Source organism: Salinicola sp. CPA57 (genome assembly GCF_003206035.1).
GTDB classification, from domain to species: Bacteria; Pseudomonadota; Gammaproteobacteria; order Pseudomonadales; family Halomonadaceae; genus Salinicola; species Salinicola socius.
Window position 1 is genome coordinate 371,065 of record NZ_PZJR01000011.1, and the last position, 13,571, is coordinate 384,635.

Genomic DNA, 13,571 nt, shown 5'->3' on the forward strand with positions numbered 1-13,571 from the left:
GTAGTGCAGGCTTCAGCCACAGACCCGAGAGGGCCGGCATGAACGTCAACATGAATTTTCTGCAGGATCTTCTCTCCAGCATCGGCCGCCGGACACGGGGTCAGCATCTTTCCGGCGGCGAGGGCGCCCCGAGTAGTCTGGCGAGGCTCACGTCGGTATGTGAAACCCTGATGCAGCCCGGTGGCGAGGCGTCCCAGATTCTGATCGCCCAAGAGGCACTCGAGCGCTACGCCTCGCTCGGCGACAGCGATCGTGTCGCTTTTTTCCAGTTGCTGGGGGAGCGCTATGCCGCCGAGCCCGACGCCATCCATCAGGCCTATGCGGCGTACCGTGACAACGGAGACAACGCCAGTCTGCAGCAGCTGTTTGCAGCCTGTGAGCCACGCCGCCAGCATCTGTTACGTCGGCTCAATCTCTGCCCCGGCGGGACTTACGAGCTGGTCAAGATGCGTGCGGATCTGTTGCGCTGTCTCAAGACCAACCCCGAACTGGCGCCGCTGGATGCCGACTTCGATCATCTCTTCGCGTCCTGGTTCAACCGCGGGTTCCTGGTACTGGAGAGCATCGACTGGAATACGCCGGCGGCGGTGCTGGAAAAGATCATTCATTACGAGGCGGTACACGCGATCGGCGACTGGTCGGATCTTCGCCGACGTCTGGACCCCGAGGATCGCCATTGCTACGCCTTCTTCCACCCGGCCACGGGCGACGAGCCGCTGATTTTCGTCGAGGTGGCGCTGTGCCGCGGTATCCCCAACAACATCCAGACGATTCTCGAAGGGGGCGACGAGGTGCGTCCGGAGGAGGCCGATACGGCCGCCTTCTACAGCATCAGCAACTGTCAGGCCGGCCTGCGCGGCATCTCGTTCGGCAACTTCCTGATCAAGCAGGTGGTGCAGGAGCTCAAGCGCGAGCTGCCCAATCTCGAAAACTTCGTGACCCTGTCTCCGGTGCCCGGTTTCGCCAGATGGCTGGCGGACGCGCGCGACAGCGGCGCCTGTCAACTGGCAGATGAAACCGCCAAGGGAATCGATGAAGGCCGCTGGCTGGAAGACGCCAAGCTGCGCGACAAGCTCACACCCGAGATACGGGCTTTGGCGGCGCATTATCTGATCGATGCCAAGCGTGACAACGGCCTGCCGCTGGACCCGGTAGCCCGCTTTCACCTGGGCAACGGGGCCAGTCTGCATCGGCTCAACTGGCCGGGCGACAGCTCCGAGAACGGACGCCGTCAGTCCCACGGTCTGATGGTCAATTATCTCTACGAGCTCGATCGTATCGAGCAGAATCACGAAGCGTTCAGCCGCGAGGGCACGGTGGTCTGCACCAGCGAGATCCGTCGTGAGGCCAAGCAGGGGCGTTCGCGCTGCCGCCATGGCTCGCGAACCGATGCCTGACCGGCCATGACCGTTTATCAAAGCAGGAGTGGTGGAATGAATCAGAATCTGTATCTGCAATTCTCGGGCAATTTCGAGCGCCACCCGGACAAGGTGTTGATCGACACCCCGAGCGGCGAGCGGTATCGCTATCGCGACGTGCTTTCCACCTCGCGGCGGATGGCAACGGTGCTGCGCGAAAGCGGCGTGGAACCGGGCGATCGCGTCGTGGTTCAGGTCGACAAGAGCCCGCAGGCGATCATGCTGTATCTCGCCTGTCTGCAGACAGGCGCCGTCTATCTGCCGCTCAACACGGCGTATACCGAAGCGGAAGTCGAGTATTTCCTGACCGACGCCGAGCCTCGGGTCTATGTCTGTCGGCCGCAGGATCTCGAGATCGCACAGCGACTGGCCGAGCGTTGCGGCGTGGCGGTCGTCGAAAGCCTGGGTGCCGATGTCGATGGTTCGTTGATGGAACGGGTCGGCAACGCCGAGGAAGATTCTCGTCTCGCCGACCTCGAAGCCAATGACCTGGCCTCGATCCTGTATACCTCCGGCACCACCGGGCGTTCCAAGGGCGCCATGCTGAGCCACGGCAACCTCGCCGCCAACAGCCAGGCGCTGGCGCAGACCTGGCAATTCACGGCCGACGATCATCTGCTGCACGCGCTGCCGATTTTCCATACTCATGGACTGTTCGTGGCGTGCAACATCATTCTGACCGTCGGCGCCTCGATGACCTTTCTGCCCAAGCTCGATGCCGAGCAGCTGCTGGACCTGATGCCGGGAGCGACGGCGCTGATGGGCGTCCCGACGTTCTACACCCGGCTGCTGGCCAGCCCGCGCCTGAACAGGGAGACGACCGCCAACATGCGACTGTTCGTCTCCGGTTCGGCGCCGCTGCTGGCCGAGACCCATCACGAATTTCACCAACGTACCGGCCACGCCATTCTCGAACGCTACGGCATGACAGAAACCAACATGAACACGTCGAATCCCTACGACGGCGAGCGCCGCCCGGGTACGGTCGGCTTCGCACTGCCGGGTAGCGAAGTGCGCATCACCGAGCGCGAGAGCGGCAGGACGCTGCCGGCGGGGGAGACGGGGCTGGTGGAAGTTCGCGGGCCCAATGTCTTCCAGGGATATTGGCGCATGCCGGAAAAGACCGCCTCGGAGTTTCGCGACGACGGCTTTTTCATCACCGGCGATCTCGGGCTGATCGACGACGATGGCTACTTGCATATCGTCGGGCGCGACAAGGATCTGGTGATCTCCGGCGGCTACAACGTCTATCCCAAGGAGATCGAACAGTGGATCGATGAACTGCCGCAGGTCATGGAGTCGGCCGTCATCGGCGTGGCGCATCCCGATCTCGGCGAAGGGGTAACCGCGGCCGTGGTGCTGAAAGCTGGCGAATCACTGGACGAATCCCAGGTGCTGGCAGCGCTCAAGGACAAGGTCGCGCGCTACAAGCAGCCCAAGCGGGTGTTCTTCATCGACAGCCTGCCACGCAATGTCATGGGCAAGGTGCAGAAGAACGCGCTGCGAGAACGCTACGCCGATATCTATCTCCGTGCCGAAACGGCCAATCCGTAGGCGAAAAGAGGCGATCACCCCCGCCGCGTGGGTAACGCGGCACGACACGCCAAGCTCCGATGACGGGCCTAAGACATAACCATTCTCTATAACAACGCCCAAGAGGTGATAACGATGGTGATTTACGGTGTAGCACTCCTGGCCGGCTGCATGCTGGCCGGGCTGATCATTGGCGACGTACTCGGCCAACTGCTGGGGATCGATGCCAACCTGGGTGGTGTGGGTATCGCCATGCTGCTGCTGATCTTCGTGACCGGCTATCTCAAGGATCGCGGCAGGCTGCCGGAAACGACCGAAAGCGGCATCAACTTCTGGAATGCCATGTACATCCCTATCGTCGTCGCCATGGCGGCGAGCCAGAACGTGGCTGCCGCCTTCAGCGGTGGCATGGTGGCGATCCTGGCCGGTGTGCTCTCGGTCGTTCTGGGATTGGCGCTGGTACCGGTGCTGACCGGCAAGAAGACCGATGACGCGAGTCCGCTCGAGCCGACCCCCACCGCCCCTAGCGGCCACTGAGCGAGGTATTCGACATGAACGATTCCATCGTTTCTCTGGTCGACAAGTATCACCTGATTGCGGCTTTCGCGGTGATCGGTCTCACCATGTACGTGGCCTACTGGCTCAGTCGTCATCTGACCGCCGGGCGACTTCACGGCTCGGCCATCGCGATCATCATCGGCCTGGTTCTCGCCTATATCGGCGGCGTGTCGACCGGCGGCAGCAAGGGGCTCTCGGACGTCACGCTGTTCTCCGGACTTGGCTTGATGGGCGGCGGCATGCTGCGGGATCTGGCGATCATCGCGACCGCGTATGGCGTGCGCTTTCAGGAGATCAAGAAAGCGGGGCTGCGAGGCCTGATCGCGCTGTTCCTCGGCGTCCTCGTTTCGTTCGTGGCGGGGGCAGCCGTCGCGGTGGGCTTCGGCTATACCGATCCGGTCGACATCACCACCATCGCGGCGGGTGCCGTCACCTATATCGTCGGGCCGGTGACCGGGGCCACCCTGGGGGCAAGTTCGGAAGTGATCGCGCTGTCGATCGCCGCCGGTCTGGTCAAATCGATTCTGACCATGATCGCGACGCCGATGACCGCGAAGCTGATCGGCCTGGACAATCCGCGTTCGGCGATGATCTTCGGCGGTCTGATCGGCACGACCAGCGGTGTCGCGGCGGGCCTCGCGGCCACCGATGCGCGGCTGGTGCCCTACGGCGCGATGACCGCGACGTTCTACACCGGGCTCGGCATTCTGCTGGCCCCGACGGTGCTGTTCCTGGCGGTACGAGCGGTGTTCTGATTCCACGCCGTCGAGAGAACTCGCTCGCGGCGCGGGAATCTGACGATCGGCTATCGGCCGATCGTCAGCGTTACAGCGTCGAAAGCGTCGGGTCGTCCTGCGCTTCCGGCCGAGAGGTGGGAACCGGCACGATCGCGACACAGCCCCGGCCGGCCGACTTGGCCTGATAAAGCGCCTGATCGATCTCTTCCAGCAGCGCTTCCAGGGTCTGCTGACGATGCTCGCCCACCCCCGCGGAAAAGCTCACCCGGAGCCCGGCGGCACTCAGAGGGCGGTCGACCAGTTGCAGTAGCACCCGATTCACCGTGGTCTGCGCCGCGAAGCGATCGATGCCGGGCAGAATCATCAGAAACTCCTCTCCACCCCAGCGAATCAAGGTGTCGCTGGTACGCAGCACGCCCGCCACGAAATGACTGAATTCCTTCAATATCGTGTCGCCGACCGCGTGGCCGTAACGGTCGTTGATCGCCTTGAAGTGGTCCAGGTCCAGCATGACAACGGAGATTTTGTCGCCGCAGCGCCTGCTACGTTCCAGCGACTGGCCGAGCATCTCCAGGCCAAATCGACGATTGTGCAATCCGGTCAGATGGTCGCGCGTTGCCAGGTACTCGAGCCGTCGATTTTTTTCCTGCAGACGACGTTCGACGTCGAGACGCTCTGTGATATCGACGAGAAAGGCAATGCGTTGGGGTTGGCCCTCTTCATCGTGGCTGACCGTGTCCTCGATGATCACGCTTCGTGTCGATCCATCCTGTAGCCGGACTTCCACGGCTCGGCGCTGGTTCAGTGCCTCGGGGAAGCCGGAGGCATCATGCTTCTCTGCCTCCGGCTGGTGCCGGGCAGGCAACAGCTTGCGAAAGTGGGCGTTCAGCAGCTCACTCTCTGCATAGCCGAAGAACTCGCAGAAGGCGGGGTTGACCAGGCGCAGATAGCCTTCGGCATCGATGATGCACACGCCCATGGCCAGGTTGCCGAGCATCTGGCGAAGATGCGGTTGTGTCTGTGACAGCAGACTCGGGGTGTCGTCCACGGCGGTGATCTCGCCGATGGCGACCAGTACGTGAATGGTGCCGTCGGCGCCGTCCGCCGTTTCCAGCGCTGATACTTTCAGCTGAAGCGACTGCAGTGGCTGCAATGGCTGACGGATGTGGAAACATTGCCACTGCTGCGACGCATTCGAAGCGCTGGCCATCAAGGCCGGGTGATCGTGGCGTGGGACCGGGCCAAACTGTGCATCGAGCCACTGCCAGGGATCGGTGATGGGTAAACGATCCCCGATCTGCAGCCGAGTTTTCGCCGTCTCGTTGGCATCGACCAGCAGTGGCATGCCTGCTTCGAGCCGATAGATCAGCGCGGCAATATTCAAGGTGTCCAGCCCATCCGGCGTGGAAGGACTCTCCACGACCTGAGGTGAGGAGGGATTTTTCGAAGCAACCATAAGCCAGGATACCGGGGTCAAACGGTGGAAAGAGTTACCGGAAATGCCGCGATCGTCAGTGTTCGCCTCGAACCAGCGCGAAACGAGAATCCGGACAGGCCGGTAGTTGTTCTGCAACCGGTCTGGCAAACCAGTATCCCTGCTGCCTGGCGATACCATGGCGGTAGAGCCAGCGAGCTTCTTCTATCGTTTCGACGCCCTCGGCCACCAGCGAGATATCGAGCTGGCGTGCCAGGGTAATGATGTGGCCCAGAATCCATTGCTGCCGTGGCGCTGAATGGATGCCGCTGACCAGCTGGCGGTCGATTTTCAGCACATCAGGCGTGATATCGATCAGCAGGTCGAGATTGGCGTGGCCGGTACCGAAATCGTCCAGCGCCGTTTTCATTCCCATCGCCTGGTAGCTGGCAACGATGTTCTGGAGGTGGTGACGATCCTTGACGCTTTCGGTTTCGGTAATCTCGAAGCACAGCCGACTGACCGGCCAGCCGACCCGGTTGGCGGCTGCCAGCGTGGCTTGAATGCACGCTTGGGGTTCGTAGACGGCGTTGGGCAGAAAATTGATCGAAAGAAGACCTTCGGCGCTCAGTTCGTGGGCCATTTCGATCGCCTTGACCCGGCAAGCCTGATCAAAGCGGTAGAGATTGGAGCCGTCGACCCGGGCCAGTACTGACGCGGCCGATTCGCCTTGGGTTCCTCGCACGAGCGCTTCATAGCCGTAGACACGGCTTTCCTCGATGTCGACCAGTGGCTGAAATGCCATGGTGAAATCGAAATTCAGCGGTTCATCGCAGCGTCCGCAAACGTTATGGTGTCTGGCGCAACCCGGCATCGTTGTCCTCCTTGACGACAAGCACGGTGAGGTTCGTCCTTGCCATCGATGCGCGCCATGGCGTTCTCGACAAGTCAACCAAGCCTAGAATACATGACTGTGCTCGAATAGCATCGATTTGAAAGGAAAGTATGAGAAGCGGTGTACGGCACGCCTCCAAACACCGATCCGACGGAATCCATGAAGCCATCTCCGCTGACCCTATTCTGCCTTGTGGCGATCGCCGCCGGCATCGCCTTCGACAAGGGCATCTGGCAGATTCCGCCGGCGTGGAACCCCTTCGCGCCGCTGGTGGTGAGCGACCCGGTGACCCCGATCACCCGCTGGAAACTGAAAGCGCTGTCCGGCGATGGTGAGGCGTGTCGAGAAGCCCTGAACACGGCCCCGGATATCGCCTACACCCCGTTGGCCGATTACACCCCGGCGGCCGGTTGTCCGCTGGAGAATGTGGTGCGGTTGGCACATACGCAGGTCCGATTCAACGCCAGCTTCGTCGCCAGCTGCCCGCTGGCGCTGGCATGGACCATGTACGAGCGGCACGAGCTGCAGCCGCTGGCTCGGCGGATCTTCGGCGAGCCCGTGTCCCGCGTTCAGCATTACGGCTCTTTCGCGTGTCGTAATATCTATCACCGCGAGAATGCCCGGCGCAGCGAACACGCCACGGCATCGGCCCTCGATGTCGCGGCTTTTCAACTGGCGGATGGGCGTCGCATCGGCGTGCTCGAGGATTGGGGCGACGGCGGCGATCTTGGCCGTTTTCTCGAGGAGGCGCAGGCGGGCGCCTGTCGCTATTTCGGTACCACCCTGGGCCCGGATTACAACGCCGCCCACGCCAACCACTTCCATCTCGGCATGCGCGGCGTCTCGTTCTGCCGTTGAGCTGGCATCCGCGGCTAGCCGCATTATCCTTCCGCCGAACCGCTTGAGTCGTTCACGCTATCGAGCCAGCCGTATCGTCGATCCCCCGGTTTCCCGTCGTCGCTTGATCATGACAAAAACCGCCAGGGGACCTAAGGTTGTCGTAAATCTCGCGCACGCGCATGCCGGAGGCACCATCGACGGCGTGACGTCGGGAGGGCAGCAACACCCGTTCCAGTTATCGACGAGGAGTGATCCATGCGTTTGACCATCAAAGGTATCGAGGAAGGCAAGCCGATCCCTGCGCCGTTCGCGTTTGCCGTGCCTGATCCCGAGCAGCATATGCGCTTTAGCGACAACCGTAATCCGGAAGTGCGTTGGCTGGACGCACCGCAGGGAACACAGAGTTTCGTGCTGCTGGTGACCGACCCTGACGTGCCGGGCGTGGCAGACGACGTCAACCAGGAGGGCAAGACACTGCCCGCGGAACTGCCGCGCGTCGATTTCTATCACTGGGTTCTGATCGACATTCCCCGCGAGATCAATCTGATCGAAGAGGGCGAAATGGCCGATGGCGTGGTGCCCAAGGGGAAGACGCCGGGACAGACCGCCAAGGGCATCAGCGGTATCAACGGCTACACCGGGTTTCTGGCCGGCGATCCCGACATGGCGGGTGTCTACGGCGGCTACGACGGGCCTTGCCCGCCCTGGAACGACGACGTCATTCATCGCTACACCTTCGGCCTGTTCGCGCTGGACATCCCCACGCTGGAGCTGGCTGGCGAGTTCACCGGCGAGCAGGCCCGCGAGGCGATGAAGGACCACGTGCTGGCCGAATCGAGCGTTACCGGGACCTATACCCTCAATCCGGATCTGCGCTGAACCTGCATGACGCCGCCAGATGATGAAGCGATGCGTGGTGCAATACTGGCCATGGCTCGATCACGCGGGCCCGACAAGACTTTCTGTCCTTCCGAAGTGGCGCGCGAGCTGGCCGCCGAAGCGCAGGAGTCGAAGGCGACATCATCGTCGCAGGGCGATGACTGGCGAGCGTTGATGACGCCCATACGGGACTGCGCCCGCGTTCTGGCTCGCGAGGGATGCCTGCGCGTGACCCAGCGAGGCCGGGAGCTTTCACCCGACGCCCCCTGGCGTGGCGCGGTTCGTCTGCAACGATGCCCTGACAGCGATGAGTGACGACTCGCGCGCGGTCCGTCGAACCGGCATCGGCATGATGGTGCTGTTCTGGATCCTGCTGCTGTTGCTGGCGGGCTGGTGGTTTCGCGGCGTCGAGCAGCAGCGTCGCCACCCCAATGCCGAACTGGCCAGCATCGTCGCCGCCGAGCAGACTCCGGTCACGCTGGTGCGCAACGTCGATGGACACTTCGTCGCCCCGGGCGAAATCGACGGCCATGGCGTGAGGTTTCTGATCGATACCGGGGCCACCTACGTCTCTCTTTCCCGCTCGCTCGCCGACGCTCTGGGGCTTTCTCGCGGACAGGAAGTCACCTTCGCGACCGCCAACGGCCGGGTGAAAGGCCGGCTGACGACGCTCGACAGCGTCAGGCTGGGCGGTCTCATGGCCCGGCAGGTGCCGGGATCGATCCATGCCGGCATTGATGACGATGTCGTGCTGCTGGGCATGAGCTTTCTGGGACGCTTCGATATCCAGATACGCGGTGACCAGATGATTCTGGGACTGCCCGATCGGTGATTGGAACCATGATGGGACGAGCCTGGCGGCTGTGCCCGCGGCCCTATTCGAGAGTGGGAGCGGCATTCGTCGCGCGGATGAAGCGTCTTGCGAACTTGTTGCCCGATTGGCGGGCAGGATAACGAGCTTCCGCTGATGGTCAGCGGTGAACCTTGAGGGAACAAACGATGGTGGCGGGAAATCTTCGGCTGAGCGTGCTGGTGCTGACAATGCTGGTGTTGGCGGGCTGTGAAAGCCTATCGACGGGATCGTTCCAGATGCCCGATATCTTCGATCGCTCCGACAGCGACGAGACGGTGGTGAAACGCAATATTCCCTTCCCGGCCGAAGAGTATGCCAGGCTCGAGAAAAACGGGACCTCTGCGGTCCAGGGTCGTCTGACCTACGAAACATCGGCCGGCCAGACGCTGATCGGCGCTGGCGAGACGGTATCCGTGGCACCGGCGACGCGCTATGCGGCGGAAGCCGCCGACGTGGCGCTTTCGGGTCGCAAGATAGAGCCGGCCGACCCGCGCGCTCGTGAATATACCCACTATGCCAAGACCGATGATAACGGTTACTTTGTCGTCAGGAACGTGCCGGCGGGCGTGTTCTACGTTGCCGGCAGCGTGCTGCTTCCCGGTGGCGAATCCCGCAGTCCGATCATCATCAAGCAGATCGAGCTGGGTAAAGGCCAGACAAGGGACGTGGATCTGAGCCGTTGAATTCAATGACAGGAGAGTCGAGTCGTGCTGACTATCTGGGGACGGCGTAGTTCCTATAACGTCCAGAAAGTACTGTGGCTGGCGGATGAGCTGGGGCTGGACTATTCCCATCGGCCGGCAGGCGGCGAGAAGGGGGGACTGGATTCTGCGGCATTCCTGGCGTTGAACCCCCACGGGAAGATCCCGGTCGTTCAGGATGGCGACCTGGTGGTCTGGGAGACCCACGCGATCCTGCGCTATCTGGTCGCCGAATACGGGAGCGAGGGGTTTCGACGCGCGACGCCTGGTGCGCAGTCGTGGAATGATCGCTGGCTCGACTGGTCGCTCTCCGAGCTGGAGCCTGCGTTTTTCGGCGGCGTTTTCTGGGGTTTCTATCGTACGCCTGCCGATCAGCATGATGATGCCGCCATCGAGCGCTCCCTGGCTCGCTGCGATACTCTCTATCGCCTGCTCGACAGCCAGCTGTCGGAGGCGCCATTTCTGAGCGGCGACACTCTGGGGCTGGCGGATATTCCGGCTGGCACCACCCTCTACCGCTATTTCGAACTCGAGATCCCGAGACCGTCGCTGCCCAATGTCGATGCATGGTACCGGCGGCTCGAGTCCCGGCCCGCCTACCGGCGCCATGTGATGCGTCCCTTCAATGACCTTTATGGACGACTGGCTTATTGAGATTGAAGTGCCGCCCTGAACGCCGATGATTTTCCTCGCGAAGGTCGGCCTGATCATGCCCTCGGCTGAATTTGCCCATTAACTGCGTAGCCTGTGGGCGATACTGGGTTACAAAAGGAACAATTCGGGTATGATGCAGGTTAGTTCGCCATGAGCTCTGCTCAGGCGTGGCATCAGGCATGGTGCTGAATGTGATGGTATTTGAAGACATCAAGGCAGTGATGGTGAGTAATATCGACTTGGCACTTGATGCCGCTTGATACCGTCATTCGCTCAATAATAAATCAGGACCGTGGTATGCAGGGTTTCGAGGCCAACTCAAAGGGATGGATGACAGCTTGGACAGCACTGCACATCAAGATCGCGTATTGATCATCGAAGACGACGAGCGCCTGGCGCATCTGACCCGCGAGTATCTGGAGGCCAATGGCTTTCAGGTTTCGCTCGAGCACGATGGCGCTCACGGGGTGGAACGCATCGTCGAGGAACAGCCGGATATGGTGATTCTCGACCTGATGCTGCCCGGTGAGGATGGGTTGTCGATCTGCCGTCGGGCGCGCCCGCATTATGCCGGCCCCATTCTGATGTTGACGGCTCGCACCGACGACATGGATCAGGTTCTGGGCCTGGAGATGGGGGCCGACGATTACGTGCCCAAGCCGGTTCAGCCCCGGGTGCTTCTGGCACGCATGCGTGCGCTGATGCGCCGTGCCGATAGCCTGGTCTCCACCAGCGGAGCGACACGACTGACGTTCGACAACCTGGTCATCGACAGTGCCACCCGCGAGGCCTGGCTGGAAGAAGCACGTATCGACCTCACCAGCGCCGAGTTCGATCTGCTCTGGTTGCTGGCCGACAACGCCGGTCGGGTGCTGACGCGGGAGGAGATATTCTCCCAGCTGCGTGGCATCAAGTACGATGGGCAGGACCGTTCCATCGACGTGCGGGTTTCTCGCATTCGACCCAAGATCGGTGACGACCCCAATCACCCTCATCGTATCAAGACCGTACGCAGCAAGGGGTATCTGTTCGTGAGGGATAGCTGAGCCGAAGCGACGTCGATGTCGAGTCGCGCCTGGCAGGTCGTTTTACCGGCACTGTCGCTGGCTTCGGTCGATGGCGCCGGTGGCGGTTGTCGCCGGGTTCGATACCTTCGCCGAGCGCTTCGGACCTTTGTCCGAAGCTACGGGTCCTTGTCGGAAGCTTCGGGTCCTTGTCGAGACTGGCGATGGCTTTCGCGATCACGGCATCGGTCGTTGGCCCTTGATCCGCCACGTGCTCGCTCGATATCTTCAGAGCATGGCAACGAGGGGCCGGCGTGGCTTCTGACGGTGCCCGGTTCACTCGACCATCCTTCATCGATGGATTCAGCCTCCGCCTGACATCGGACGACTCTGACCTTCCGAGCCATTCACGAAGCGGATTGCCGCGCGAGATCCAACATGCGTCGTTCCTTTACCGACAGCACCTTCCTGCGATTCTACGTATCGCTGCTGGCGGCGTTGGTCATCACCTTTGCACTGGTCCTGTTCGGCTTTCTGATGGTCGACAAGGTGCGCCAGGAACATTACCGGGAGAATCTCGTCAGCGGTCCGCTGGCGCTGCTTTCCGACCTGGTCTCCCGCCAGCCGCTGGTAAAGCGTGATGACTGGCTGGCATCGATGGCGTCGACGCTGGGCATGCCACTGGGGTTGTTCAAGCTCGACGACCTATCGCTGAACTACTTCGAGCGCGCTCGATTGCGTGAAAATCGACCGGTGATCGAATCGACCGACGATGGCTGGCGATCCCTCTATCAGCTGCCGCACTCCACCTGGGTGCTGGCCGCGCGCATCAACAGTCTCAACGAGATGCAGCTTCGCGGTATCACCGAAGTGTTGCGTAGCTGGTTGAGCGGTGAGCGGGACGATATTCAGGCTCGTCGGCTCGAACGTGTCAAACGACAGTTCCATATTCCGATCGGTCTTTACACCTCGCCACCTACCGGGGTCGACCCCATCCAGGCCACGCGTCTGGACGCGGGCGAGGTGGTGGTTCGGCTGGAGACGGGCCTGAGCGCGCTCTATATTCATGCCCGGGTCGGGCCGGATCGCTGGTTGCGAATCGGCCCGCTGCCCAGTTTCGAATCGATGCCTCTGTCGCTGGCGCTGGCCTTGCTGATCATGGTGTTGACGACGCTGGCGGGGGCGATCTATCTCATCGTATGGGGTGTCGAAGGCCGGGTCGGCCGGCTCGAACGCGCCGCCACGCGAATCGCGGCAGGTCATCTCAACTCGAGAGTGCGAGTAGACAGCAACGACTTCATCGGCCGCCTGGGGATGGCGCTCAACGGCATGGCGGCGCAGGTACAGTCGCTGCTGCGTAGCCAGCAGGAGATGATTCGTGCCGTCTCCCATGAGCTTCGCACGCCGGTGGCGCGCATCCGTTTCGCGGTGCAGATGCTGGAAGATCTGAGCAAGGACGATGTTGCCCAGCGACAGCTGGCGGGCATCGACGAGGATATCGCCGAACTCGATCGGCTGATCGATGAAATTCTCACCTATGCCAAGCTCGACAGCGAGAATGCCCAGGGGGTGACGCTGCAGACCGAAACCCTTGAGTGCCGCGCGGTAGCCTGGCGAGTCCTGGATACCTTGAGCCCGCTGCACCCCCATCTCGAGCTTGGCGTCGCCGATGGCGAGGAGCTGGAAGTGGAAGCGGAGCCACGCTACCTCCAACGTGCGGTCCAGAACCTCGTCGCCAACGCCTGCCGCCATGCCGAGAGGCAGGTCCTGGTGACGGTTCATCGAGAACCCAGGGCCGTGCGTATCGATGTCGAGGATGATGGGCCAGGCGTGCCGGAAGAGAAACGCATTGCCATCTTCAAGCCGTTCGCGCGACTGGACGACAGCCGCACGCGGCGCTCGGGTGGCTACGGCCTGGGGCTCTCCATCGTCCAGAAGATCATGGCCTGGCATGGCGGTAATGTCGTGGTCGATCGCAGTGAACAACTGGGAGGCGCCCGCTTCAGCCTGCTGTTGCCGCTACATGGTCGGGAGGCGATCCGGCCGCTGACGTTCGACGACGAAGAAACGATTTGACGCTCTCCC

Annotated in this window: 14 protein-coding genes; 12 read left to right on the plus strand and 2 right to left on the minus strand. The window is 62.0% G+C overall.

Features of this window, described 5'->3' with window-relative positions:
- Window positions 1–38 precede the first annotated feature (38 nt).
- From DOM36_RS13925 to madM, 4 genes are all read left to right on the plus strand, one after another.
- A complete protein-coding gene (locus tag DOM36_RS13925) occupies window positions 39–1,397 on the plus strand; it encodes a malonyl-CoA decarboxylase (RefSeq protein ID WP_232823852.1) in 1,359 nt (452 codons plus the stop codon).
- 36 nt (window positions 1,398–1,433) lie between these two features.
- Window positions 1,434–2,972, plus strand: coding sequence for a malonyl-CoA synthase (locus DOM36_RS13930; RefSeq protein WP_075569625.1), 1,539 nt, complete (start codon window positions 1,434–1,436; stop codon window positions 2,970–2,972).
- Between the two features lie 114 nt (window positions 2,973–3,086).
- Complete coding sequence (gene madL / locus DOM36_RS13935; RefSeq protein WP_075569626.1) at window positions 3,087–3,488, plus strand: malonate transporter subunit MadL; 402 nt, start codon at window positions 3,087–3,089, stop codon at window positions 3,486–3,488.
- A gap of 14 nt (window positions 3,489–3,502) precedes the next feature.
- Complete coding sequence (gene madM, locus DOM36_RS13940) at window positions 3,503–4,264, plus strand: malonate transporter subunit MadM (RefSeq protein WP_110643437.1); 762 nt, start codon at window positions 3,503–3,505, stop codon at window positions 4,262–4,264.
- A 70-nt stretch (window positions 4,265–4,334) separates the two neighbouring features.
- On the opposite strand, the gene DOM36_RS13945 is transcribed toward madM, so the two are convergent.
- Together DOM36_RS13945 and DOM36_RS13950 are read right to left on the minus strand one after the other, a co-directional pair.
- Window positions 4,335–5,702 carry a sensor domain-containing diguanylate cyclase gene (locus DOM36_RS13945; RefSeq protein WP_198651290.1) on the minus strand — a complete coding sequence of 456 codons (1,368 nt, stop codon included), beginning with the start codon at window positions 5,700–5,702 and terminating at the stop codon, window positions 4,335–4,337.
- Window positions 5,703–5,757: 55 nt separating this feature from the next.
- A complete protein-coding gene (locus tag DOM36_RS13950; RefSeq protein WP_075569628.1) occupies window positions 5,758–6,534 on the minus strand; it encodes an EAL domain-containing protein in 777 nt (258 codons plus the stop codon).
- Window positions 6,535–6,714: 180 nt separating this feature from the next.
- On the opposite strand from DOM36_RS13950, the gene DOM36_RS13955 reads away from it, so the two are divergent.
- The 8 genes from DOM36_RS13955 to DOM36_RS13990 all read left to right on the plus strand — a co-directional run bounded on the left by DOM36_RS13955 (window position 6,715) and on the right by DOM36_RS13990 (window position 13,562).
- On the plus strand, window positions 6,715–7,413 hold the full coding sequence (locus DOM36_RS13955) for an extensin family protein (protein WP_110643560.1): 699 nt from the start codon (window positions 6,715–6,717) through the stop codon (window positions 7,411–7,413).
- A 237-nt stretch (window positions 7,414–7,650) separates the two neighbouring features.
- Window positions 7,651–8,274: a YbhB/YbcL family Raf kinase inhibitor-like protein gene (locus DOM36_RS13960; RefSeq protein ID WP_110643439.1), complete on the plus strand. Its 624-nt coding sequence runs from the start codon at window positions 7,651–7,653 to the stop codon at window positions 8,272–8,274.
- A gap of 6 nt (window positions 8,275–8,280) precedes the next feature.
- Complete coding sequence (locus DOM36_RS13965) at window positions 8,281–8,589, plus strand: DUF3253 domain-containing protein (protein ID WP_110643440.1); 309 nt, start codon at window positions 8,281–8,283, stop codon at window positions 8,587–8,589.
- The gene (locus DOM36_RS13970) at window positions 8,582–9,106 is read left to right on the plus strand and encodes a TIGR02281 family clan AA aspartic protease (protein WP_110643441.1); all 525 of its coding nucleotides are present in this window, start codon (window positions 8,582–8,584) and stop codon (window positions 9,104–9,106) included. The genes DOM36_RS13965 and DOM36_RS13970 overlap by 8 nt, the downstream gene beginning before the upstream one ends.
- A gap of 167 nt (window positions 9,107–9,273) precedes the next feature.
- Window positions 9,274–9,810 (plus strand): carboxypeptidase-like regulatory domain-containing protein, encoded by a 537-nt coding sequence (locus tag DOM36_RS13975; RefSeq protein WP_110643442.1) that lies wholly within the window; start codon window positions 9,274–9,276, stop codon window positions 9,808–9,810.
- A gap of 24 nt (window positions 9,811–9,834) precedes the next feature.
- Window positions 9,835–10,482: a glutathione S-transferase gene (locus tag DOM36_RS13980; RefSeq protein WP_110643443.1), complete on the plus strand. Its 648-nt coding sequence runs from the start codon at window positions 9,835–9,837 to the stop codon at window positions 10,480–10,482.
- A 326-nt stretch (window positions 10,483–10,808) separates the two neighbouring features.
- Window positions 10,809–11,528 carry a response regulator transcription factor gene (locus DOM36_RS13985; RefSeq protein WP_075569634.1) on the plus strand — a complete coding sequence of 240 codons (720 nt, stop codon included), beginning with the start codon at window positions 10,809–10,811 and terminating at the stop codon, window positions 11,526–11,528.
- A gap of 396 nt (window positions 11,529–11,924) precedes the next feature.
- Entirely contained in the window at window positions 11,925–13,562 is a 1,638-nt protein-coding gene (locus DOM36_RS13990) for an ATP-binding protein (RefSeq protein ID WP_075569635.1), read from the plus strand.
- Window positions 13,563–13,571 lie beyond the last annotated feature (9 nt).